General features: G+C 67.7%; 20 protein-coding genes. 5 read left to right on the forward strand and 15 right to left on the reverse strand.

All coding sequences use genetic code 11. From position 1 onward, the window contains the following. Nucleotides 1–53: 53 nt before the first annotated feature. The 12 genes from ACSQ3N_RS24610 to ACSQ3N_RS24665 all read right to left on the reverse strand — a co-directional run bounded on the left by ACSQ3N_RS24610 (nucleotide 54) and on the right by ACSQ3N_RS24665 (nucleotide 13,335). Complete coding sequence (locus ACSQ3N_RS24610; protein WP_436147515.1) at nucleotides 54–1,007, reverse strand: IS110 family transposase; 954 nt, start codon at nucleotides 1,005–1,007, stop codon at nucleotides 54–56. Nucleotides 1,008–1,464: 457 nt separating this feature from the next. Further along, a complete protein-coding gene (locus ACSQ3N_RS24615; protein WP_056170825.1) occupies nucleotides 1,465–2,208 on the reverse strand; it encodes a 5'-methylthioadenosine/adenosylhomocysteine nucleosidase in 744 nt (247 codons plus the stop codon). A 141-nt stretch (nucleotides 2,209–2,349) separates the two neighbouring features. Beyond that, nucleotides 2,350–3,717, reverse strand: coding sequence for an RCC1 domain-containing protein (locus ACSQ3N_RS24620; protein ID WP_436147719.1), 1,368 nt, complete (start codon nucleotides 3,715–3,717; stop codon nucleotides 2,350–2,352). Then, the gene (locus ACSQ3N_RS24625) at nucleotides 3,714–5,393 is read right to left on the reverse strand and encodes a long-chain-fatty-acid--CoA ligase (RefSeq protein ID WP_056170830.1); all 1,680 of its coding nucleotides are present in this window, start codon (nucleotides 5,391–5,393) and stop codon (nucleotides 3,714–3,716) included. The genes ACSQ3N_RS24620 and ACSQ3N_RS24625 overlap by 4 nt, the downstream gene beginning before the upstream one ends. A 153-nt stretch (nucleotides 5,394–5,546) precedes the next feature. Then, nucleotides 5,547–6,971, reverse strand: coding sequence for an NAD(P)(+) transhydrogenase (Re/Si-specific) subunit beta (locus tag ACSQ3N_RS24630; RefSeq protein WP_056170832.1), 1,425 nt, complete (start codon nucleotides 6,969–6,971; stop codon nucleotides 5,547–5,549). Next, nucleotides 6,968–7,297: an NAD(P) transhydrogenase subunit alpha gene (locus tag ACSQ3N_RS24635; protein ID WP_056170836.1), complete on the reverse strand. Its 330-nt coding sequence runs from the start codon at nucleotides 7,295–7,297 to the stop codon at nucleotides 6,968–6,970. Before ACSQ3N_RS24635 ends, ACSQ3N_RS24630 begins: the two co-directional genes overlap by 4 nt. 25 nt (nucleotides 7,298–7,322) lie before the next feature. Further along, a complete protein-coding gene (locus ACSQ3N_RS24640; RefSeq protein WP_056170839.1) occupies nucleotides 7,323–7,862 on the reverse strand; it encodes a hypothetical protein in 540 nt (179 codons plus the stop codon). Between the two features lie 58 nt (nucleotides 7,863–7,920). Next, nucleotides 7,921–8,667, reverse strand: a complete 747-nt coding sequence (locus tag ACSQ3N_RS24645) for a hypothetical protein (protein WP_235507436.1) — start codon at nucleotides 8,665–8,667, stop codon at nucleotides 7,921–7,923. After that, nucleotides 8,664–9,779 (reverse strand): Re/Si-specific NAD(P)(+) transhydrogenase subunit alpha, encoded by a 1,116-nt coding sequence (locus ACSQ3N_RS24650; RefSeq protein ID WP_056170843.1) that lies wholly within the window; start codon nucleotides 9,777–9,779, stop codon nucleotides 8,664–8,666. Before ACSQ3N_RS24650 ends, ACSQ3N_RS24645 begins: the two co-directional genes overlap by 4 nt. A 268-nt stretch (nucleotides 9,780–10,047) precedes the next feature. Beyond that, complete coding sequence (fba, locus tag ACSQ3N_RS24655; protein WP_056170846.1) at nucleotides 10,048–11,112, reverse strand: class II fructose-bisphosphate aldolase; 1,065 nt, start codon at nucleotides 11,110–11,112, stop codon at nucleotides 10,048–10,050. A gap of 97 nt (nucleotides 11,113–11,209) precedes the next feature. Next, nucleotides 11,210–12,637, reverse strand: coding sequence for a histidine kinase dimerization/phospho-acceptor domain-containing protein (locus tag ACSQ3N_RS24660; RefSeq protein ID WP_436147720.1), 1,428 nt, complete (start codon nucleotides 12,635–12,637; stop codon nucleotides 11,210–11,212). Further along, nucleotides 12,634–13,335 (reverse strand): response regulator, encoded by a 702-nt coding sequence (locus tag ACSQ3N_RS24665; RefSeq protein ID WP_056171671.1) that lies wholly within the window; start codon nucleotides 13,333–13,335, stop codon nucleotides 12,634–12,636. Before ACSQ3N_RS24665 ends, ACSQ3N_RS24660 begins: the two co-directional genes overlap by 4 nt. A gap of 81 nt (nucleotides 13,336–13,416) precedes the next feature. Between ACSQ3N_RS24665 and ACSQ3N_RS24670 the strand changes: the two genes are divergently transcribed. Continuing rightward, a complete protein-coding gene (locus tag ACSQ3N_RS24670; RefSeq protein WP_436147721.1) occupies nucleotides 13,417–14,181 on the forward strand; it encodes a phosphatase PAP2 family protein in 765 nt (254 codons plus the stop codon). Between the two features lie 120 nt (nucleotides 14,182–14,301). Here ACSQ3N_RS24670 and pyk read toward each other — a convergent pair whose 3' ends face one another. From pyk to ACSQ3N_RS24685, 3 genes are all read right to left on the reverse strand, one after another. Beyond that, nucleotides 14,302–15,741: a pyruvate kinase gene (gene pyk, locus ACSQ3N_RS24675; protein WP_056170863.1), complete on the reverse strand. Its 1,440-nt coding sequence runs from the start codon at nucleotides 15,739–15,741 to the stop codon at nucleotides 14,302–14,304. 106 nt (nucleotides 15,742–15,847) lie between these two features. Next, nucleotides 15,848–16,654, reverse strand: coding sequence for a CPBP family glutamic-type intramembrane protease (locus tag ACSQ3N_RS24680; RefSeq protein WP_235507437.1), 807 nt, complete (start codon nucleotides 16,652–16,654; stop codon nucleotides 15,848–15,850). Continuing rightward, nucleotides 16,651–18,054 carry an aminopeptidase P N-terminal domain-containing protein gene (locus ACSQ3N_RS24685; protein WP_056170866.1) on the reverse strand — a complete coding sequence of 468 codons (1,404 nt, stop codon included), beginning with the start codon at nucleotides 18,052–18,054 and terminating at the stop codon, nucleotides 16,651–16,653. The genes ACSQ3N_RS24680 and ACSQ3N_RS24685 overlap by 4 nt, the downstream gene beginning before the upstream one ends. Before the next feature lie 150 nt (nucleotides 18,055–18,204). Between ACSQ3N_RS24685 and ACSQ3N_RS24690 the strand changes: the two genes are divergently transcribed. From ACSQ3N_RS24690 to ACSQ3N_RS24705, 4 genes are read left to right on the forward strand one after another with little or no spacing between them, the layout of a single operon-like run. Continuing rightward, complete coding sequence (locus ACSQ3N_RS24690; RefSeq protein ID WP_056170869.1) at nucleotides 18,205–18,717, forward strand: hypothetical protein; 513 nt, start codon at nucleotides 18,205–18,207, stop codon at nucleotides 18,715–18,717. A 1-nt stretch (nucleotide 18,718) separates the two neighbouring features. Continuing rightward, complete coding sequence (locus tag ACSQ3N_RS24695; protein WP_056170873.1) at nucleotides 18,719–19,390, forward strand: PspA/IM30 family protein; 672 nt, start codon at nucleotides 18,719–18,721, stop codon at nucleotides 19,388–19,390. After that, complete coding sequence (locus ACSQ3N_RS24700; protein ID WP_056170875.1) at nucleotides 19,387–20,019, forward strand: YqiJ family protein; 633 nt, start codon at nucleotides 19,387–19,389, stop codon at nucleotides 20,017–20,019. The genes ACSQ3N_RS24695 and ACSQ3N_RS24700 overlap by 4 nt, the downstream gene beginning before the upstream one ends. 52 nt (nucleotides 20,020–20,071) lie before the next feature. After that, entirely contained in the window at nucleotides 20,072–21,781 is a 1,710-nt protein-coding gene (locus tag ACSQ3N_RS24705; protein WP_056170878.1) for a flotillin family protein, read from the forward strand. Nucleotides 21,782–21,864: the final 83 nt, after the last annotated feature.

Here is a 21,864-nt window from a genome sequence, read left to right on the forward strand (position 1 = left end):
CCCCCCTAGGGGGGGACGCCTCCGGTGGACCGGCGAAGGTTCTATGGTTCGAGTCAAGCGCTTGGGGTGATGCGATGAGCATCAAACGGCTTGCCCGATCGCCACACAGCAAAGGCAATGCGCAGCAGCTTGCGCGCCAGCACGACCAGAGCCTCGGTGCTCTTGAGCCCCCGGGCGCGCAACGCCTGGTAGGTCGCCGCAAACGTGACCGTGTGGCACGCCGACATCGCCGCCATGAACATCTGGTGGCGCAGCGCCGGATTCCCTCGCTTGGACAAGTGCCTGCGCCCCCTGCTACGCCCAGAGTCGTGGGCCCGGGGATCCAGCCCGCTGTAGGCCACCAGCGCATCACAGCTGCAAAACGCCACGCGATCGAGCACGGTGACCAGCAACGCGCTCGATTGGGGACCGATGCCCACGATGCTTTGCAGCAACGTGCGAGCGCGGTGCAACTGCTCTTGCTCTTTGATCAACTGCGTAATGCGCCCATCGATGGTGTGCAGCAAGGTGCCAAAGGCGTCCTCCAGCCCCGCGGCCGCCTGCGCGATGCTCGTGCTGCAGCCGCGCAGCGACTGACGCAGCGCGGTGCGCTTGGTCACCGCCGTCCAGCGCTGGCCCAGCAACTGCTCCAGTTCGGCCTGACAGGCGCTGGGGACACGGTGCGGGTGCAGCCGCTCGTGGTGCTCGGCCAGGTAGCGGGCAATGATCCGGGCATCCACCCGGTCGGTCTTGCCGCGCGCGCCCAGGCCCTTGGCGTAGAAGTACACATCGCGGGCGTTGAGCACGAACACCGTCAAACCCATGCCGGCGGCCAGGGTGGCCAGCAGCTGGTGAAAGCGGCCGGTGGACTCCATGGCCAGGAGCGCGCCAGGGGGCAGGGTGTGCAACCACTGCACGATGGCAGTGGACTCGTTAGCGACGGCAAGGCAAGCGTCCTGGCCGTGGGTGGCCACGACCAGCTCAGCCTTGGAGACGTCCACGCCGATGAAACAAAGGGGTACTTGCATGATGAGATTCCTCCAATGAACAATGACGATCGTTGGGGTGGAATCCCGCCACAGGCGTTAGCTTGCTTACAGATCGGCGCTGAGGTGCGGCTCAGTTCCTTATCGACGCTCAGGGGCGGGGTGGGGGCTATCTTTGCCAGTCGGTCAAAGCCGATAGCCGGTACTCAGGCCCTCCACCCCAACACCTCCACCATACAAGCCGGATCCACGGTGGCGCTGGCGTTGAGGGCGGGGGGTGATTGGTGGCGCGCCCTTTGTCAGCGGAGCGCCATTCGCTACGCTCTGGCTGGGGTACCGGCGCTAGGGCACCTTCTGCGGGCGGGCTAACTGTGGTCTTGGGTGAGCTGGGTCGGAGGCTACTGGATGGAGGCGGCGGCGCACCCCTCATGAAAATACTCAGCTTCTAAGCCAAAACACCCTCTACCGCTTTTCTATAAAGCGCCAGTAGCTAGATATTTCATAGCAACTGCAACAACTTGCCGACGATGCCCTCTGCGTACCGGCTCGCCACGGTTTGGATGAACTGGGGGAAGTCGACGTGGGCGGTGTCGTCGGCGCGGTCGGAGATGGTGCGCATGGCGGCGAAGGGCACGTTGTAGTCCAGGCAGACCTGGGCCACGGCGGCGCCTTCCATTTCGACGGCGAGGACCTGGTGGCCGGCGGCGCGCAGGGCGTCGCGCAGGCGCTGCGACTCCTGGGCGCTGGAGACGAAGCGGTCGCCGCTGGCGATCAGGCCCTGGTGCACGCTGCGGACCTCGGATTGCGAAGAAAAATGGCCGCTACCGCCCATCAGGCAATCGCGAGCAGCTATCAAAAGCAGAGCAGACAATGGTGCATCGCACTCCAGCACCGCGCGTGCATAGCCGGGCAGCTCCCAGCGCGGGAACAACGGGGATGCGTCCATGTCGTGCTGCAGGTAGCTCTGCGCCACCACCACGTCGCCCACGTTCACGCCGTCACCCAGGCCGCCCGCCACGCCGGTGAACACGATGCGCGCGACGCCGAAGTGCTCGATGAGCGCCGTGGCCGTGGTGGCCGCCGCCACCTTGCCGATGCCCGAGAGCGCCAGCACGACAGACCGCCCGTGCAGTTCACCGCGCCAGAACGCGCGGCCAGCGTGGGTGATGCGCTGGGGACGCTCGAGCGCGTGGACCAGGCCGGCCTGTTCTTCGGGGAGGGCGCTGAGGATGGCGGTGGTCATGCGGTGTGAGAAATGACAGAAGAACTCAAGAACGATGGACGGACGCCAGTGGCACCCTAGCTGCCCTAGCTGCCCTAGCAGGCAGCACCGCCGGGAGCACGCGCGCCAAGGACGGCCGCTGGGGGCATGGAGACGGGACGATTATCCCGCCGCACAGACCGCCAGGCTGTGGTGGCCGGCAGCGGCCATGGTGGTGACGGGATGCGGCAGCAGCGTGATCGGCGCCCAATCGCGCAGCACATCGGCCGCATGCTCCCCTTGCCCGAGCGCGCCGGACTCGACGCGGCCAAAACCGTGCACCCCGCCCGCTGCGTCCAGCGCGAAGCCATGGCGGTCGCCGAGGAAAAAGTCCACGAACAGGTCGAGGTCCGTTTGGCGGCGCGGCACGCGGGGCGGCTCTCCGACGCTGCCAGGGTACATGTCGCGCAGCCCCACGCCGCAAGCCCAGGTGGAGCCGTCGTCCAGCCGATACACGGCCACGCCATGGCCCACCCAGACGCTGCGCACGGGGCCCGGCAACCCACCCACGGGCACAGGTGCCATCACCCGCCAGGTGTTCTTGCGCAGGGCTTCAAAACCAAGCCCGCTTTCGGTAGAGCCCCAGCCGAACACCCGACCATCGGTCAGAACCGCCAGGGCGGCAAAGCCCAGCGCGTGGATGGAGCGCACCGGCGCCAGCCCGGTGATGGGCGCAGGCACCGGGTCCGTGCGCCGCTTTCCCTGGTCCAACTCGCCTTCGTATCCATTGCCCCAAGACCACACCACACCCTGCGCATCCAGCGCATACACGGCGTCGCCTGTGGGGTGTGCGACTATGGCCAGCACCGGCGGCAAGCCAGCCACCTGCACCGGCGTTGGTGCCGGCTCTGGCAGCGCCAGGCCCTTGGGCACAGGAGTGCCCATGCGCCCGCCAGCGCCCCAGGCCCAGACGGCACCGTTGTCGTCCAGGGCAAAACCGTTGTCACTGCCCATTGCGATTTGGCGCACCGGCGGCAAGCCGGAGAGCAGCCCGGGAGTGCACACGCCCTCCATCACGGGCACAGGCGAGATGTGGACTGGAATGCTGGCCAGGAAGGCCTGCAGCTCCGCGTCGAACGCAGCGTCAGTGCCCTCGTCGGCGCCCCCGTCGGCACCCTCTTCCGCGCTCTCACAGTGCTCTTGTGCCGGTGTGAGGGTCAAGCCCGGCGTGTTGGGCGGGTTGCCTGCGGGGGCGATGCCGGGGTGGCCCCTGTCACGCAGCGCGGTGGGGAGCCAGTGGGCTTTCTCGTCCGCCGGGCGACCGCGGCCCAGCATGCCGCCCGTGTTCCAACCCCAACTCCAGACGCGACACTGCCCATCCAGCGCCAGCACGGCGGATGCGTTGGCGCACACGGACCGCACCTGGGGCACGCCGGGCACGGGCTGGGGCGTCCACTGGTCAGGGCCCGGGCCGCACCCCATCTGCCCGAGATGGTTGGCACCCCAGGCCCACAGCGTGCCGGGCTGCGCCGCGGGGACCGGGACGGTCACTTCTTGTCGCGCAGCTCGCGTCGCAGGATCTTGCCCACGGGGGTCTTGGGCAGCTCGGTGCGGAACTCGATCACGCGGGGCTGCTTGTAGCCGGTGAGCTCGGCGCGGCAGAACTCCTTGACCTGGGCTTCGGTGAGCGTGGGGTCGCGCTTGACGATGACGAGCTTGACGGCTTCGCCGGTCTTCTCGTCGGGCACGCCCACCACCGCGCATTCGAGCACGCCGGGCATCTGCGCGACCACGTCCTCGACCTCGTTGGGGTACACGTTGAAGCCCGAGACCAGCACCATGTCCTTCTTGCGGTCCACGACCTTGAAGTAGCCGCGGGCGTCCATCACGCCGATGTCGCCGGACTTGAAGTAGCCATCCTCGGTCATGACCTTGGCCGTCTCGTCCGGGCGCTGCCAGTAGCCGGCCATCACCTGCGGGCCCTTGATGGCGATCTCGCCGGGCTGGCCGAGCGTGGTGACCTCGCGGCCTTCGTCGTCCAGCAGCTTCATCCAGGTGCCGGGGATGGGCACGCCGATGGTGCCGGTGTACTCGGTGCTGGTGGTCGGGTTGCAGCTGGCCGATGGGCTGGTCTCCGACAGGCCGTAGCCTTCGCAGATGGGGCAGCCGGTCTTCTCCAGCCACAGCTTGGCCACGGCGCCCTGCACGGCCATGCCGCCGCCCACGGACACCTTGAGGTTCTTCCAGTTGACGGTGTTGAAGTCCGGGTGGTTGGCCAGGCCGTTGAACAGCGTGTTCACGGCCGGGAAGCTGTGGAACGTGTGCTTGGACAGCTCCTTGAGCACCGCGGGCAGGTCGCGTGGGTTCGGGATCAGGATGGTCTTGCCGCCCGTGCGCATGCTCAGCATCATGTTCACGGTGAACGCGAAGATGTGGTACAGCGGCAGCGCGCAGATGCTGGTGGGCTGCTCGCCGGCCGGCACCTTTTTCATGACCGGGTCGTTCCAGGCCTCGGACTGCAGCACGTTGGCGATCACGTTGCGCTGCAGCAGCACCGCGCCCTTGCTCACGCCCGTGGTGCCACCGGTGTACTGCAGCAGTGCGATGTCGTCGGGCTTGATGTCGGGCTTCTTCAGCGTGCCGCGCGTGCCCTGGGCCACCGCGTCATTGAAGCGCACGGCACCAGGCAGGTTGTAGGCGGGCACCATCTTCTTGACGTTGCGCACCACGTAGTTGACCAGCGCGCCCTTGAGCAGGCCCAGCTGGTCGCCCATGGCGCACAGCACCACGTGCTTGACGGGGGTGTTGGCAATGCAGTTCTGCAGCGTGGTCGCAAAGTTCTCGATGATGACGATGGCCTTGGAGCCGGAGTCCTTGAGCTGGTGCTCCAGCTCGCGCGGGGTGTACAGCGGGTTCACGTTGACCACCACGAAGCCGGCGCGCAGGATGGCCGCCACGGTGACGGGGTACTGCGGCACGTTGGGCATCATGATGGCCACACGGTCGCCCTTGACCAGGCCCAGGCCCTGCAGGTAGGCCGCAAACGCGCTCGACAGAGAGTCGGTCTGGGCATAGGTCACGTCCTTGCCCATGAAGCTGTAGGCCACGCGGTCGGCGTACTTGGAGAACGCTTCGTCCATGAGCGCCACGAGGGACGGGTATTGCGAGGGGTCGATATCTGCAGGCACGCCTTGCGGATAGGCGGCCAGCCAGGGGCGGTCGGTCATGGTGTCTGTCTCTCCAAACTCTTTTGAAACTGAATGCAATGAAACCCCGGCATTGTCCCTGCCGGTGCGGGTTTCGGGGGTGTGTGGTTTCCCTAGGCGCAAAGGGCTTTGCGGGTCGCCCTGCCGCCAGGGGCGCGGGAAACCGCGCGGGGTCTATTCGATGGCCTTGCCGATGTCCTCGACCACCTTCTTGGCGTCGCCAAAGACCATCATGGTCTTGTCCATGTAGAACAGTTCGTTGTCCAGGCCCGCGTAGCCCGCGGCCATGGAGCGCTTGTTCACGATCACCGTCTTGGCCTTGTAGGCCTCCAGGATGGGCATGCCGTAGATGGGGCTGCCCTTGGTGTGCGCGGCGGGGTTCACCACGTCGTTGGCACCGAGGATGATGGCCACGTCGGCCTGGCCGAACTCGCCGTTGATGTCTTCCATCTCGAACACCTGGTCGTAGGGCACCTCGGCCTCGGCCAGCAGCACGTTCATGTGGCCGGGCATGCGGCCCGCCACGGGGTGGATGGCGTACTTGACGGTGATGCCCTTTTCGGTGAGCTTGGCGGCCAGCTCCTTGACCGCATGCTGGGCGCGCGCCACGGCCAGGCCGTAGCCGGGCACGATGACCACGGTCTCGGCATTGCCCAGCACGAAGGCCGCATCGTCCGAGCTGCCGGTCTTGACGGGCCGCTGCTCCTTGGCGCCCGAAGCGGCGCTTGTCGCCTCGCCGCCGAAGCCGCCCAGGATCACGTTGAAGAACGAGCGGTTCATGGCCTTGCACATGATGTAGCTCAGGATCGCACCCGAGCTGCCCACCAGCGACCCGGCAATGATCAGCATGCTGTTGTTGAGCGAAAAGCCGATGCCCGCCGCGGCCCAGCCCGAGTAGCTGTTGAGCATGGACACCACCACCGGCATGTCGGCCCCGCCGATGGGAATGATGATGAGCACGCCCAGCACGAACGACAGCGCCAGCATGGCGAAGAAGGCCGTCCAGTTCTCGGTGAACATGAACACCAGGCCCAGCCCCACGGTGGCCAGACCCAGCACGAGGTTAAGCATGTGCTGGCCCGCGAACTGCACCGGCGCGCCCTGGAACAGGCGGAACTTGTACTTGCCCGACAGCTTGCCGAACGCGATGACCGAGCCGCTGAACGTGATGGCACCGATGGCCGCGCCCAGGAACAGCTCGAGCCGGTTGCCCGCCGGGATGGGCTGGCCCTTGGCCACGATCTGGAACGCCCAGGGTTCGGCCACGGCCGCGACCGCGATGAACACGGCGGCCAGGCCGATCATGCTGTGCATGAAGGCCACGAGCTCGGGCATCTTGGTCATCTCGACCCGCTGGGCCATGAAGGCGCCTGCAGCGCCGCCCACCACCAGCGCCCCCAGCACGTACACCATGCCCTGGGCCTTGCCGCCCGACAGCTCGACGATGAGCGCAGCGGTGGTCAGGATGGCGATCGCCATGCCCGCCATGCCGAACGCATTGCCGCGGATGGAGGTGGTGGGATGCGAGAGCCCCTTGAGCGCCTGGATGAAGCAGACGCTGGCCACCAGGTACAGCAGCGTGACGAGGTTCATGCTCATGCCTGGCCTCCTTCAGCCTTGGGGGCAGCAACCTTCTTTTCTTTTTTCTTGAACATCTCCAGCATGCGCCGCGTGACGAGGAAGCCCCCGAATACGTTGACCGCCGCCAGCGCCACCGCCAGCACCCCCATGCTCTTGCCCAGCGTGGTCTCGGTGAGCGCGGCGGCCAGCATGGCCCCCACGATCACGATGGCCGAGATGGCGTTCGTCACCGCCATCAGCGGCGTGTGCAACGCGGGCGTCACCGTCCAGACCACGTGGTAGCCCACGTAGATGGCCAGCACGAAGATAATGAGGTTGATGAGGGTGGGCGAGACGGCGTCCATGGAGAGTCCTTCGTTCAGTGCGTTTTCAGGAAGACCAGGGGCCAGAAGACGCTTTCTTCTTGGCAAAGTAAGCATCCACCGCGTCGATGAGCTGCTGCTGTGCAGCGTTGGCGGGCGGCTCGATCTGTGCGGCCGCGCGCATCACGGCCTGCAGTGTCTGCACGTGGTAGTCGGTGAACTTGTCGGCGCTGCGTTCGAACAGCACCGGCAGCTCGCGCACCTCCAGAGCCCGGCTGCGCAGCAGATGCGCGCTGGCCACCCAGAGGTTGGCGGCATCCGATTCACTGAGCTGCAGGTGTTCGCGCAGCAGGGCCTGTACGCCGGCCTTTTGCTGCACCGTGATCGCGCCGGTGGTCTGCACCGTGGCCAGGGCCATCACGGCGACGACGTCCACCGGGTGGTCCAGCGCATACAGCGGCGGCGTCTGCACTTTCTTGCGCCAGGCGCGGCGGTGAAAAAAGGTCAACGGATTGAGCCAGCCCACATCGATGCCGAAGCGGCGCAAGGCCTCCATCGCCATGGTGAACGTGATGACCAGGCCCAGAATCTGCAGAACGACACCCATGTTGAGAACTCCAGTCGGTGGGCGGTGGGAAGGCGGTAAGTGGGGGCTTGCTGCGTGCTCAGTTCGGCACGGCAAAGGGAAACGGCGGCACGGGGAAGAAGCCATCGGCCATGCCGGTGCTCACGCGAGCGGCCTCGGCCACCTTGTGGCTCCATTCCTGGGCCGGGTAGCCCGCGCGCAGGAACTCTTCGTTGTTGCTCGTCTTCGGCCGCAGCAGGCGCTGGTCGACCATCGCGTTGATCTCGACATACGAGCCGCCTTGCGTTGCAAAGCGGTAGTTCAGGTGCGAATACGGCTGCAGCGGCGTGGCCTTGTGCTCAGCCATCCAGCGCACCACACCAGGGTGGTTCTTGTCCATCCAGTCGGCATTGTTGGCCCACCGCTTGAAGCGCAGGCAGTCGATGCGCACGGGGCTGCCCTTGGCGGCGTCTTCCACGGTCATGCCTTGCTGCAGGGGGCAGCTGCCCGTCCAGAGCGTAGCGTCGCGCGGGATGTCCGTGCGGTTGGTCTGCACCAGCATCACGGCCAGCAGCTCACGGTTGGCGCCGCGCAGCGCCACAGCGCGCGTCTGCAGCGGAAACGCGCCGGGCAGCGGGTGCAGCGGGAAGGCCTCGTTCGTGGCGCCCAGGTCTTCCCACGCCACAGACGGCAGCACCACGCGCGTTCGGCCGGCGCTGTACTCGGTGGGGCCCGCGGGTATGGGTGCACAGCCGCTCACGGCCAGCACGCCACAGGCGGCCAGCAGCCAGCCACTGCGGCGGGGCGTGGCGGACAACATCTCTTGCAAATTCTTCAGCAGGCTCATGCGCGCTTTACCGTGCCCTCGTGTGCCATGAGGCAGGCGGCAACAATGTCGTCCTGCAAGTCCATGTGCAGAGCACCTTCCTTGTTGATGATGAGTTTGAGAAAGTCGAGCACGTTGCGCGCATAGAGCGCGGACGCATCGGCGGCGACGAGCGCCGGCAGATTCGTCTCGCCCACCAGCGTGACGCCGTGCTTGACCACTGTCTGGCCCGCTTCGGTGAGCGGGCAGTTGCCGCCCTGGGGGGCGGCCAAATCCACGATGACGGAACCGGCCTTCATCGACCGGACCATGTCTTCGGTCACCAGGACCGGCGCGGCGCGGCCCGGGATCAGCGCGGTGGTGATGACCACATCGGCCTGGGCCACGCGCTTGGCCACTTCGGCCTTCTGGCGGTCGAGCCAGCTTTGCGGCATGGGCCGCGCATAGCCGCCCACACCCTCGGCCGCGTCTTTTTCTTCCTGCGTCTCGTAGGGCACGTCGATGAACTTGGCGCCCAGCGATTCGACCTGTTCCTTCACGCTGGGGCGAACGTCCGATGCCTCGATGACAGCCCCCAACCGCTTGGCGGTGGCGATCGCCTGCAAGCCCGCCACGCCCACGCCCAGGATCACGACACGCGCGGCCTTGACGGTGCCAGCCGCGGTCATGAGCATGGGGAAGAAGCGCTGGTAGCGGTCGGCCGCAATGATCACGGCCTTGTAGCCGGCGATGTTGGCCTGGGAGGACAACACGTCCATGCTTTGCGCCCGGGTGGTGCGCGGTGCGGCCTCCAGGGCGTAGGCGGTGACGCCCGCGCTGGCCAGCCGCTGCAGGCCCGCGGCGTCGAAGGGGTTGAGCATGCCCACCACGGTGGCGCCCGCACGCAGGCGGGGAGCTTCGGCGTCCGAGGGGGTGCGCACCTTGAGCACCAGGTCGGCGCCCCAGGCGCCAGCCGCGTCGGAGATTTCAGCGCCGGCGGCTTCGTAGGCGGCGTCCGTGACGCTGGCGGCCACACCCGCACCCGACTCGATGCGCAGGGTGTGGCCCTGCGCCTTCAGCTTCTTGACCGTCTCGGGCGTCACGGCGACCCGGGTCTCTCCTGCCATCGATTCCGCAGGCACACCAATCAGCATGTCATCTCCTCGGTGAGGGTCAGTGGAATTACTTACTGACCACGAGCTTACATGAAGAATTTCTCATGACTGTCGCCTTTGTCTGATGTAGAGGGAACTCCCCACCCCTGCAAAGGATCGCGTGCCACGCAAGGTGCCGAGTGTGCACGCTAATTCGCGACAGCCTGCCGTTGGCGTCCAGGGAACAGACCGCACAGGCCGTAAAAAAGCCCGGCCGCCTTGTGTGCAACCGGGCTCCCAGGCGGCAGTCAGTACCGCGCGCCGTCGGTCAGTTCACCACCTGCGCCAGCGCGCCGGATGCGTACTGACGGGCCACGTCCTGCAGGCTGTGGCCCTTGATCTTGGGGCCCTGGCCTTCGCAGCCGAACTCGAGGTAGCGCGCCTTGCAGACCTGCTTGGCGGCTTCGCGGGCGGGCTTGAGCCATTCGCGCGCGTCGAACTTGTCGGGGTTCTCGGCCAGGAACTTGCGCACCGCGCCGGTCATGGCCAGGCGGATGTCGGTGTCGATGTTGATCTTGCGCACGCCGAACTTGATGGCTTCCTGGATCTCCTCGACCGGCACGCCGTAGGTTTCCTTCATCTTGCCGCCGTACTGGTTGATGATGGCCAGCAGCTCCGCAGGCACCGACGACGAGCCGTGCATCACCAGGTGGGTGTTGGGAATGCGCTGGTGGATTTCCTTCACGCGGCTGATGGCCAGGATGTCGCCGGTGGGCTTGCGGCTGAACTTGTAGGCGCCGTGGCTGGTGCCGATGGCAATGGCCAGGGCATCGAGCTGCGTGGCCTTGACGAACGTGGCTGCCTCTTCGGGGTCGGTCAGCATCTGGCTGTGGTCGAGCTTCACGTCGGCGCCGATGCCGTCTTCCTCGCCGGCTTCACCGGTTTCGAGGTTGCCCAGGCAACCCAGCTCGCCCTCCACCGTCACGCCCACCTTGTGGGCCATCTCGACGACCTTGCGGGTCACTTCCACGTTGTATTCGAAGGACGAAGGCGTCTTGCCGTCTTCCATCAACGAGCCGTCCATCATCACCGAGCCGAAGCCCAGGTCGATGGCGCCGGAGCAGATCTTGGGCGAGGTGCCGTGGTCCTGGTGCATCACCAGCGGGATGTGCGGAAAGGCCTCGACTGCAGCCTGGATCAGGTGCTTGATGAAGGGCTCGCCGGCGTATTTGCGGGCACCGGCACTGGCCTGCAGGATGACCGGCGCGCCCACTTCGTCGGCGGCGGCCATCACGGCCTGGACCTGCTCCAGGTTGTTGACGTTGAAGGCAGGGATGCCGTAGCTGTGGGCGGCGGCATGGTCGAGCAGTTCGCGCATCGAAACGAGGGGCATGGTCGTGATGTCCGTTCAAGTGGGTGAGAGTTCGCAGTCGGCCTGGTGGGGCCAGACGGGGACCTGGGCGGTGGTAACCGCTTGGTAACTCGCAATTTTAACCGGCGAGCATGACGGCGGCTTCGGGCAAATCCAACCGGTAGCAGGTGGTAAAGGGCGCATGGGCCTCGGCCTTGCCGAAGTGACCGCCATGGATGTCCGCCACACGCCGCAGGATTTCATGGCCCAGGTGCAGGCTGTCCCGCTGCGCCGCTGGTGCTGCGCCGTCACCGTCACTGCGGCTGCGCGCACCGTCATCGCTGATCTGCAGCCAGGCGCCGCCCGCGCCATCGGCCACCCCCAGCTGCACCGCAATGCTGGTGCCCTCGGGCGTGTGCTTGAGCGCGTTTTCCACCAGGTTGCGCAGCGCCATCTCCAGCAGCACCGCGTGGCCGGGCACCACCAGCGACGGAGGGGCCGACAGCGCGATCTCGTCGCCGCGCTGCCAGGCGGCCTGCGCATAGTCGGCGCACACGGCGCGCGCCAGCGCACTCACATCCACCGGGGCCTTCACCTCGTGCAGCTCTGCGCGGCTTGCGCGTGCCAGGGCCAGCAACTGGTTGAGCACGTGGCCGGCCCGGAGGGCATCTTCGCCAATGCGCGCAACCGCCTGCTGCCGCGCCGCATCGTCCAGGTCTCCGCCCAGGGCACTGGCCTGCAGCGCGATGGATGACAGCGGCGTGCGCAGTTCGTGGGCCACCTCGTTGGCCAGGCGCCGCTCGCGCACCATCGCGGCCTGCTGGCGGTCCAGCAGGGTGTTGATGGAAGCCACCACCGATTCGAACTCGCTCCACGCGTGGCGCGACGCCAGGCGCTGCGTGCTGGCCGGGTCAAGCGCCGCCACATCGGCGGACAGCGCATACAGGGGCCGCAAGCCCCGCCACAGCGCAAGGCCGAGTGCCAGCGACACCACGGGCAGCAGCCACAGGCCGGGCTCGATCATCTGCTCGGCGATGTCTTCGGCCAGCTCGTCGCGCTCGCGCAACTCCAGCAGCACCGTGATCCGGCGGGTGCGCGCCGCGTCCCATTGAGAAAAGCTGCGCCACACGGCACCGTCGGGGCCGAGGGTCATGCTGGCAAAACCGTCGTCGCCGCGAAACGATGGCAGCGGCGCCGCGCCCGTGTGGTGCAGCAATCGGCCCTGCGCATCCCATTGCACGACGCTCAGCGACTGCTGGTAGTCGTGCGACTTGAGCCAGGGGGTGGCCGCGCGCGGGGTGATCTGCGGCTCTTCCATGGCCTCGGATGCCCGCAGGTTCAGCAGCAGGGCGGCCACGCTGGCCAGATGCCCGTCGGTCAGCTCGTCGGCCTCGTGCACACCCGTCTGGTAGCCGATCAGCACGAAGCTGGCCCACACCAGCGCCAACGCGCCCAGCGACCACAGCAGCAGCTGGCGGGTCAGCGACGCACGGCGAACGGAGGCCACCGGGCTGGCAGATGCAGATGCAGATGCAGGTGCAGGTGCAGGTGCAGGTGCGTTCGTCATGCGGCGTCCTGGGGCATGAAGTAGCCCACGCCGCGCATGGTCTGGATGCAGGTGCTGCCCAGCTTGCGGCGCAGGTGGTGGATGTGGACCTCCACCGCATTGCTCTCGATGGCCGCGTCCCAGCTGTACAGCCGCTCTTCGATCTGCGGGCGCGACAGCACGCGGCCGCGCGCCTGCAGCAGCACCAGCAGCACCGAGAACTCCCGCGGCGACATCTCCACCGGCTTGCCGTCCCGGCGCACCGAGCGCGCCGCGGGGTCCACCTCGATATCGCCATAGCGGATGGTGGGCGACGCGCGGCCCACGGCCCGGCGCAGCAGTGCACGCAGCCGGGCATCGAGTTCGTCCACGTCGAAAGGCTTGGCCAGGTAATCGTCGGCCCCCAGGTCCAGCCCTGCGATGCGCTCATGCACCTGGTCGCGCGCGGTGACGATCAGCACCGGGGTGGCCGGGTCCGGCAGCACGGCGGGCGCGGAGCTGTCGGCCACCGGGCTCAGGCGCAGGCGCCGCAGCAGCTCGCTGCCGTCGCCGTCCTTCAGGCCCAGGTCCAGCAGCACGGCGTCGAACCGCTCGGCGCGCAAGGCGCTCCACGCGCTGGCCACGCCGTCGCACACGTCCACCGCATAGCCGCGCTGCTGAAGGTTGGTGCGCAGGCCACTGGCAATGCCTGCATCGTCTTCGACCACAAGGATTCGCATGCCGGCATTGTCGCCGGGCTGGCCGGCTTTGCGAGCGGCGTCATTAAGACGGCGTTAAGTGCGGCCGCTTAAGGTCCGCCCATGTTTCGTGCCACGCCCCCTTCCTATTCCGCTTCCCCGTTCTCGTCCTCTTCAGACGCTGCCCGCCACCGCGCCACCTTGTGGTGGACGCTCGGGGCCCTGGCGTGCGTGGTGGCCTGGGACGCAGCCGGGCAGGACCTGCAGGCGGCCCACCTGTTCGGCACGGGCTCCGGCTTTCCGCTGCGCGACCATTGGCTGCTGGTGCAGGTGCTGCACGAAGGCGCACGCTACCTGGCGTGGCTGGTGGCATTGCTGCTGGCGCTGGGCGTGTGGTGGCCCTGGGGCATGCTGCGGCGACTGGACACGGCCGGGCGGCTGCAGATCGCGGCGAGCGCGCTGCTGGCGCTGGCGGTGGTCAGCGTGATGAAGAACCTCAGCACCACCAGCTGCCCGTGGGATCTGGCGGAGTTCGGCGGCGTGGCACGCCATGCCTCGCACTGGGCGCTGGGCACGCTCGACGGCGGCAGCGGACGGTGCTTTCCGGCGGGCCACGCGTCGGCAGGTTTTGCGTTTGTCGGCGGCTACTTTGCGCTGCGGCGCACGGAGCCTGGCGCGGCCCGCTGGTGGCTGGGCGCCGCCATGGCTGCGGGTTTCGTGCTGGGCGCCGCGCAGCAGATGCGGGGCGCCCACTTCATGAGCCACACCCTGTGGACGGGCTGGCTGTGCTGGACCACCGGCTGGATCTGTGACATGGCGGCCACCGCGCTGCGCCAGCGCCTGTCGGCCTGGGTGGGCGGGCCCGTCGGCATCGGGGCGGCGTCTTAGCCGCGGGGTAGCTGCCCGGACTGGGCCGGCTGGACGGTAAGCGCTAGGACAGATGGCTCGCCACCAACCGATCTGCCGCAGGCTTGCAGCCCCCGGCCATCCATCGGCCGTCGGCGGGGATCAACCGGCCACGCAGATCTTCAGCATGTTGGTGCCGCCCGGCGCGCCCATGGGCTCGCCGCAGGTGATCGCGTACACGTCGCCCTTTTGCACGATGTTGCGGCTCTTCAAGTGCCGCTCGGCCTGCTCCAACGCGGTGTCGCGGTCTGCGCTGGTGTCCATGAGCAGCGGGCGCACGTTGCGGTACATGGCCATCTTGCGCTGCGTGGCCACCTTGGGCGTCAGGGCGTAGATCGGGATGTCGATGCTGTGGCGGCTCATCCACAGCGCCGTGGCGCCGCTGTCCGTCATGGCCACGATGGCCTTGGCGCCCAGGTGGTGGGCGGTGAACAGCGCGCCCATGGCGATGGACTGGTCGATGCGGCCGAAGGTCTGGCCCGTGAAGTCGGCGTCGAGCTGGTGGTCTTCGGCCGCTTCAGCGGCAGCGCAGATGGTGGCCATTTCTTCCACGGTTTCGAGCGGGTAACGGCCGGCAGCCGTCTCGGCGCTCAGCATCACGGCGTCGGTGCCGTCCAGCACCGCATTGGCCACGTCGCTCACCTCGGCGCGCGTGGGCACGGGGTTGGTGATCATGCTTTCCATCATCTGCGTGGCGGTGATCACAACCTTGTCCAGCTCGCGCGCCATGCGGATCATTTTCTTTTGCAGCGCAGGCACCGCTGCGTTGCCCACCTCCACCGCCAGGTCGCCACGGGCCACCATGATGCCGTCGCTCACGCGCAGGATGGACTCCAGGTGCGGGATGGCCTCGGCACGCTCGATCTTGGCGATCAGGCCCGGCTTGTGGCGGTACTCGGACGCGGCCACGTTGCACAGCTGGCGCGCCATCTCCATGTCGGTCGCGTTCTTCGGAAAGCTCACGGCCACGTAGTCGGCCTGAAAGCTCATCGCCGTGCGGATGTCCTCCATGTCCTTGGCCGTGAGGGCCGGCGCCGTGAGGCCCCCGCCCTTCTTGTTGATGCCCTTGTTGTTGGACAGCTCGCCGCCCACCTTCACGGTGGTGTGGACTTCTTCGCCGCGCACCGCATCCACCGTGAGGACGATGAGGCCGTCGTTGAGCAGCAGCAGGTCACCCGCTTTCACATCGCGCGGCAGCTCCTTGTAATCGAGGCCCACGCCTTCGATATCGCCCGGCTCGGTGCGCGATGCGTCCAGCACGAACTTGGCGCCGTGCTCGAGCTGCACCTTGCCCTCGGCGAACTTGCCCACGCGGATCTTGGGGCCCTGCAGGTCGGCCATGATGGCGACCTCGCGGCCTGCGCGCTGGGCGGCAGCGCGCACCGTAGCGGCGCGGTCGATGTGGTCTTGCGCCTTGCCATGGCTGAAGTTCAGCCGCACCACGTTCACGCCCGCGCGGATCATGGCCTCCAGCAGTGCCGGGTCGCTCGATGCGGGGCCCAGGGTGGCAACAATCTTGGTGGCGCGGCGGGTACTGGGCATGGTTTTGTCTCTTTCTTTGTGTGGCGGATGTAATCGAATTTCAATTCTCACACGAAGCGGTTACGGGCCGGTTACCTCTCGGAAACCCCTGCTGAGCGGTGCGGAGTTACAGCAACGGTTGCGAGAGCAGATGGGCCAGCACGTGTGCGATGACGGCAGCCTCCAGGCCCTGGCGCGCAAAGAGCCAGCCCGCCACCAGCCCGAACGCCGTGTTGCCCACCAGCACAAAGGCGATGACCGGCACCGTCAGCACGCCCGCCATGGCCTGCGCCGCCGGCAGGTGCCCCAGCGCAAACAGCAGTGCGCTGACCAAAACCGCAACGCCCACCACGCCGCCGCCCGGACGACCCAGGCCGCGCTGCGCGATGCGCCAGCCCAGCCACAGCAGCAGCGTCATCACCCCCCAGCGCACCAGCAGCTCTTCGGTCACACCGCCGTACAGCAGCTTGACCACCAGGGGCATCGCGCTGCCCGGGTCCGACGGTTTCAGCGCTTCCGGCGCCAGCCGCGACAGCGCCCAGAGCCAGGCGGCGCCGGCCACACCGCCCAGCACGCCCGGCAGCCACTGCGCGCGCAGCACCGGGCCCACGGGCTGCCCGGCCAGCCATGCCGATACCGCCGGTGCCGTGAGCCCGACACGCGGCGCCAGCCACACGCCCACGCCCACGGCCAACGCCAGCAGCACCGCGGTCTGCAGCCCGCTGAGCAGCACGATGGCCCACAGCGGCAGCGGAAACATCGCCGCGTTGGCGGCCAGGGGCGGCAGCAGCGCCCACACCACGGCCACTACGCCGGGTAGGCCCAGCAGCCACAGGGCCCCGGCCAGCCGCCACCTGGAGACTTTCGAAGACGGCTCCGGCGGGCTCGCCGGCACGTCGTCGCGCGCGGTGCTGCCGAGCGGTTGCGGGTTCAAGCGCTGTCGCGCATCAGCGCTTCGATCTCGTCGGCCTTCACGGGCACGCCGCGGGTGATCAGCTCGCAGCCCGCGTCATTGACGATCGCATCGTCCTCGATGCGGATGCCGATGTTGTGGAACTGCGCGGGCACCCCGTCGGCCGGGCGCACGTAGATGCCGGGCTCGATGGTGAGCACCATGCCCGGGCGCAGCACGCGGCTCGGGCGGTTGGTGATGGTCTCGCCGGACAGCGGGTCCCTGCGCTCGCTCACCTGGCCCACCTCGCCGGGCTCCACGTAGCTGCCGCAGTCGTGCACGTCCATGCCCAGCCAGTGGCCGGTGCGGTGCATGTAGAACTGGAAGTACGCGCGCGTGTCGATCACGTCCTGCGCGCTGCCCACCTGGTTGCGGTCCAGCAGGCCCAGGTCCAGCATGCCCTGCGCCAGCACGGCCACGGTGGCGTCGTGCGGGTCATTGAAGCGCGCGCCCGCCTTGGTGGCCGCCACGGCCGCGTCCTGGCTGGCCAGCACCAGGTCGTACAGCGCGCGCTGCGGCCCGGTGAAGCGGCCGTTGGCCGGGAAGGTGCGTGTGATGTCGCTGGCGTAGCCGTCGAGCTCGCAACCCGCGTCGATGAGCACCAGCTCGCCGTCGCGCACCGGGGCGGCGTCAGCGCGGTAGTGCAGCACGCAGGCGTTGGCCCCGGCCGCCACGATGGAGCTGTACGCCGGGTACTGCGAGCCCTCGTCGCGGAATGCGTGCAGCAGCTCGGCATCCAGGTGGTATTCGCGCACGTCCTGCCCGGCGCGCAGCATGCGGGCCGAGCGCTGCATGGCGCGGATGTGCGCCCGGGCACTGATGTCGCTGGCGCGGCGCATGATGTCCTGCTCGTGCGCATCCTTGATGAGCCGCATCTCGTCGAGCAGCGTGCACACATCGTTCTGCTCGGCCGGGCACAGCGCGCCGTAGCGCACCCGCGCCCGCACCGCGTTCAGCCAGCCCTCCACCCGCGCCGCCAGGCCGGCGTGCGTGGCAAAGGGGTACCACACGCAACTGCGGTTCTCCAGCAGCCGGGGCAGCTTGGCATCGAGCTCGGCGATGGAATGCGCCGCATCCACCCCCAGGCCGCCCGGTGCCGCCGCGGGGCCTAGCCGGTAGCCGTCCCAGATCTCGCGCTCCAGGTCCTTGGGTTGGCAAAACAGCGTGCTGCGGCCGTCCGCCGCCACCACCAGGCAGGCGCCGGGCTCGATGAAACCGGTCAGGTAATAGAAATAGCTGTCGTGCCGGAACAAAAAGTCCGTGTCCCGGTTGCGCGGCCGCTCGGGCGCGGTGGGGATGATGGCGATGCCCCCGGCGCCCAACTGGGCAGCAAGGCGCGCGCGGCGCTGGGCGTAGATGGAATGCGAGGACGTTGAGCTCATCCGCTATTTTTATCGCGAAACCATGGCCGGACGCGGGGCAGTGACATCTGCCGATCCAACAATTCCAAAAATCCCTCCGCACCCCTCCTGTCTGTTGACAAACGAATTCAAATGAATACCATCGCATTCAACACTGCATGAGGTTCACACATGTCCGCCACGCCCACCACCACCATGGAGCCCCTTTCCGCCCGGATACCGAGCGACCTTTACCTGTGGCTGGCCCAGCTGCAGGTCGAGGGCGCCACCACGAACAGCGACAAGCTGCGCGTGCTGCTGGGCCAGCTCAAGCGCCACCACGACGGTGCGCTGGACTATGTCGCCGCGCATGCCTGGGCGCGGGACATCACCGGGCGGCTGCGCGAATCGCTGGTGCGCACCGAAGGCCAGACGGGGCGGCATTCCGATGTGCTCAACGCCATGCTGGACCATGTCACCACCTGCCTGGCGATCATCGTGAGCAACGCCCCCGCCTCCGAGCAGGAGGCCTCCCGGCTGGAAGACCTGCTGGTGCGCCGGGGCTTCGCGCTCAGTGAGATGCTGCTGCGCCAGGCGACCACCAGCCAGGCGAGCGCCTACGATCCGGCCGTCGTGCAGCGGCATGCGGCAGCGACACTGGAGCTGGCCCGCACCATTCACCCCCCTGTTTCAAAAGGAGCTTGAGATGGCAGATTCCCTGAAGACCCGCGTTGGACGCGTGATCACCGGCAGCGTCCACGCGCTGGTGGACCACCTGGAGAACCAGGCCCCCGTGGCCGTGATGGAGCAGTCGCTGCGCGAGGCCGATGCCGTCATCGGCGAGGTCCGCCACGAACTGGGCCTGGCCAGCGCCAACCGGCACCTGGCCCAGCAGCAGCACGCCAACCTCAACGGCCAGCACGGCAAGCTCGGCGAGCAGATCGAGCAGGCCCTGGCCGCAGGCCGCGAGGATCTGGCACGCGCTGCGGTGGCCCGCCAGCTCGACATCGAGGCGCAGATCCCCGTGCTGGAGACCACGCTGGCAGAGCTGGCGCGGCAGGAGAGCGAGCTCACCGGCTACGTGGCCGCGCTGCTGGCCAAGCAGCGCGAAATGGCCGAAGCGCTCGAAGCCTTCCGCAAGAGCCGCGCCAGCGCCGTGCCATCCGCTGCTGCGCAGCCTGGCGGTGCCAACCCGGCGCAGCGCATGGAGGCGGTGGCTGGCGCGTTCGACCGCGTCTACGCCCGCCAGACCGGCCTGTCGGGCACGGACCGCAGCAATACGCTGGACCAGGCCGCCAAGCTCAAGGAGCTCGATGACCTGGTGCGCGACAACAAGATCGCCGAGCGCATGGCACAACTGAGGGCCGTCAAGTCGTGATCGTCGGCCTGTTCACCGCCCCGGAGACCTGGCCCTTCGGCGTGGCCTTTGCGCTCATCGTCGGCATTGCGCTGATCGAGGGCCTGGGCATGCTGATCTCGCTGAGCCCCAGCAACTGGATCGACGACCTGCTGCCCGACGTGCATGGAGAAAGCGGCCTGGACCGGGTGCTGGGCTGGCTGCACCTGGGCAAGGTGCCTTCGCTGGTGCTGATGGTGCTGTTCCTTGCGGGCTACGCCGTGTTCGGCTACAGCCTGCAGAAGGTCGCGCACGGCCTGCTGGGGTTTTACCTGCCGGTGTGGGTCGCAGGCCTTGCGGCCGTGGCCCCGGGTATGGCCACGGTACGCAGCCTGGGCGCGCTCATCGCCCACATCATCCCGCGCGACGAGACCTCGGCCGTGAGCGAGATGTCGCTCATCGGCCGCCCGGGCGTCGTCTCCGCCGGTGCGGCGCGCCGCGGCCTGGCCGCGCAGGCCCGCGTGCGCGACACGCATGGCCGCACCCACTACCTGATGGTGGAGCCCGATGTGGATGACGAGGTCTTCGACGAAGGCGCGCAGATCCTCATCGTGCGCAAGGTGGGCGCCTTCTACCGCTGCATCGCCAACCCGCATCCAGCGCTGATGTAGCCCCGCTGATCACCCAAATCCAACAGACATCCAAAGAGGGAGAACCTAGAAAATGACCAACCTGATCGAAATGGGCACCATCGCAGGCATTGCCCTGCTGGCCCTGCTGACCATCGGCATCGTGTTTTCGCGCCTGTACAAGCGCTCCACCAAAGAGACGGCCTTCGTGCGCACGGGCCTGGGCGGCCAGAAGGTCATCATGGACGGCGGCGCCATCCTGCTGCCGGTGTTTCACGAGCGCGTGCTGGTGAACATGAACACCCTGAAGCTCGAAGTGGTGCGCCGCGCCAAGGAAAGCCTGATCACCAAGGACCGCATGCGCGTGGACGTGACCGCCGCCTTCTTCGTGCGCGTCAAGCAGACCGAAGAGGCCGTGAGCATCGCCGCCCAGACGCTGGGCGCCCGCACCATGAGCCCCGAGGAGCTCAAGGCGCTGGTGGAAGACAAGTTCGTCGACTCGCTGCGCGCCACCGCCGCCACCATGACCATCCAGGAGCTGCAGGACAAGCGCCGCGACTTCGTGCAGGCCGTGCAGAACGCCGTGGCCGAAGACCTGGAGAAGAACGGCCTGGAGCTTGAATCCGTCTCGCTTACCAGCCTGGACCAGACCGAAAAGCAGTTTTTCAACCCCAACAACGCCTTCGACGCCGAGGGCCTGACGCGCCTGACCGAGCAGACCGAGGCACGCCGCAAGCAGCGCAACGACGTGGAGCAGGACACCGAAGTGCAGGTGCGTACCAAGGACCTGGAAGCCACCCGCCAGAAGCTCACCATTGAGAAGGACCAGGAGTTCGCGTCGCTGTCGCAAAAGCGCGAGATCGAGAACTCCCGCGCCGAGCAGGCCGCCCTCATCGCCACGCAACAGGCCGAGCGCAACCGCGAGGCCGAGGCCGCCAAGATCGAAGCCGAGCGCCAGGTGAGCCAAAAGCGCATCGAGGCCGAGCGCGAGATCAAGGCTGCCGAGATCGAAAAGAACCTGGTCATCCAGACCCGCGAGATCGAACTGGAACGCCACACCGAGACCAAGCGCGCCGAGCAGCGCAAGCAGGTGGAAATCGCCCGCCAGGACACGCAGATCGCCATTGCCACCAAGTCGCGCGAGCAATCGGATGCGGACGCCGCCGCCAACCTGGCCCGCGCAGAGGCCGTGAAAGCCGAAGAAGCCGTGAACACCGCGCGCCAGGTGGCCGTGGCCGAGCGTGACAAGAGCATCCAGCTGATCGAGGCGTCGAAAGACGCCGAGCAGAACGCCATTTCCGTTCGCGTGTCCGCGTCGGCCGAAAAGGAAGCGGCGATGGACCGCGCCGAAGCGATCACCATCGAGGCCCGCGCCCGCCAGGCGGCGGCCCTGGCCGAGGCCGAAGGCAAGCGCGCTCTGAACGAAGCGCTCAACACCTTGTCTGCAGCGCAGGTGGACCTGCAGGTGCGCAGCCTGCTGCTGCAGCAACTGCCGCAGATCATCGAGCAGGCCGTGCGCCCCATGGAGAAGATCGACTCGATCCGCATCGTTCAGGTGGGCGGCATGCCCGGCAGCCAAGGCGGCCAGGGCCCAGCGGCAGGCGGCAATGGAGCGCAGGGCACCTTCCCGGAGCAGGTCATGAACTCGGCCCTGCAGTACCAGATCGCCAAGCCCATCGTCGATGCGGTGATGAAGGACGCAGGCTTGTCCAACGAAGGCATCACCGGCATGGCGCAGAGCCTGGCAGGCATGCTGGGCGGACAGCCGACGGCCGAGCGCGCTGCCGCCCGGCCCGCAGAGTAAGCGGCAAGGTCAGAAGCCGCGGACGCTGCCCGCCGCCGACCGAGCAGGCCGGGCGGCCCGCGGCTCATGGCAGACTCGACGCC

It is taken from the genome of Acidovorax sp. LjRoot194 (assembly GCF_964253015.1).
GTDB lineage: Bacteria > Pseudomonadota > Gammaproteobacteria > Burkholderiales > Burkholderiaceae_C > Acidovorax.

What these genes read in the sequence shown, in the direction of transcription:
- ACSQ3N_RS24630 (WP_056170832.1), bottom strand. Translation starts at nt 6,971, where the DNA reads ATGAGCATGAACCTCGTCACGCTGCTGTACCTGGTGGCCAGCGTCTGC.
- ACSQ3N_RS24615 (WP_056170825.1), bottom strand. Translation starts at nt 2,208, where the DNA reads ATGACCACCGCCATCCTCAGCGCCCTCCCCGAAGAACAGGCCGGCCTG.
- ACSQ3N_RS24665 (WP_056171671.1), bottom strand. Translation starts at nt 13,335, where the DNA reads ATGCGAATCCTTGTGGTCGAAGACGATGCAGGCATTGCCAGTGGCCTG.
- ACSQ3N_RS24640 (WP_056170839.1), bottom strand. Translation starts at nt 7,862, where the DNA reads ATGGGTGTCGTTCTGCAGATTCTGGGCCTGGTCATCACGTTCACCATG.
- ACSQ3N_RS24635 (WP_056170836.1), bottom strand. Translation starts at nt 7,297, where the DNA reads ATGGACGCCGTCTCGCCCACCCTCATCAACCTCATTATCTTCGTGCTG.
- ACSQ3N_RS24625 (WP_056170830.1), bottom strand. Translation starts at nt 5,393, where the DNA reads ATGACCGACCGCCCCTGGCTGGCCGCCTATCCGCAAGGCGTGCCTGCA.
- ACSQ3N_RS24670 (WP_436147721.1), top strand. Translation starts at nt 13,417, where the DNA reads ATGTTTCGTGCCACGCCCCCTTCCTATTCCGCTTCCCCGTTCTCGTCC.
- fba (WP_056170846.1), bottom strand. Translation starts at nt 11,112, where the DNA reads ATGCCCCTCGTTTCGATGCGCGAACTGCTCGACCATGCCGCCGCCCAC.
- ACSQ3N_RS24650 (WP_056170843.1), bottom strand. Translation starts at nt 9,779, where the DNA reads ATGCTGATTGGTGTGCCTGCGGAATCGATGGCAGGAGAGACCCGGGTC.
- ACSQ3N_RS24645 (WP_235507436.1), bottom strand. Translation starts at nt 8,667, where the DNA reads ATGAGCCTGCTGAAGAATTTGCAAGAGATGTTGTCCGCCACGCCCCGC.
- ACSQ3N_RS24695 (WP_056170873.1), top strand. Translation starts at nt 18,719, where the DNA reads ATGGCAGATTCCCTGAAGACCCGCGTTGGACGCGTGATCACCGGCAGC.
- ACSQ3N_RS24660 (WP_436147720.1), bottom strand. Translation starts at nt 12,637, where the DNA reads ATGACGAACGCACCTGCACCTGCACCTGCACCTGCATCTGCATCTGCA.
- ACSQ3N_RS24705 (WP_056170878.1), top strand. Translation starts at nt 20,072, where the DNA reads ATGACCAACCTGATCGAAATGGGCACCATCGCAGGCATTGCCCTGCTG.
- pyk (WP_056170863.1), bottom strand. Translation starts at nt 15,741, where the DNA reads ATGCCCAGTACCCGCCGCGCCACCAAGATTGTTGCCACCCTGGGCCCC.
- ACSQ3N_RS24610 (WP_436147515.1), bottom strand. Translation starts at nt 1,007, where the DNA reads ATGCAAGTACCCCTTTGTTTCATCGGCGTGGACGTCTCCAAGGCTGAG.
- ACSQ3N_RS24690 (WP_056170869.1), top strand. Translation starts at nt 18,205, where the DNA reads ATGTCCGCCACGCCCACCACCACCATGGAGCCCCTTTCCGCCCGGATA.
- ACSQ3N_RS24685 (WP_056170866.1), bottom strand. Translation starts at nt 18,054, where the DNA reads ATGAGCTCAACGTCCTCGCATTCCATCTACGCCCAGCGCCGCGCGCGC.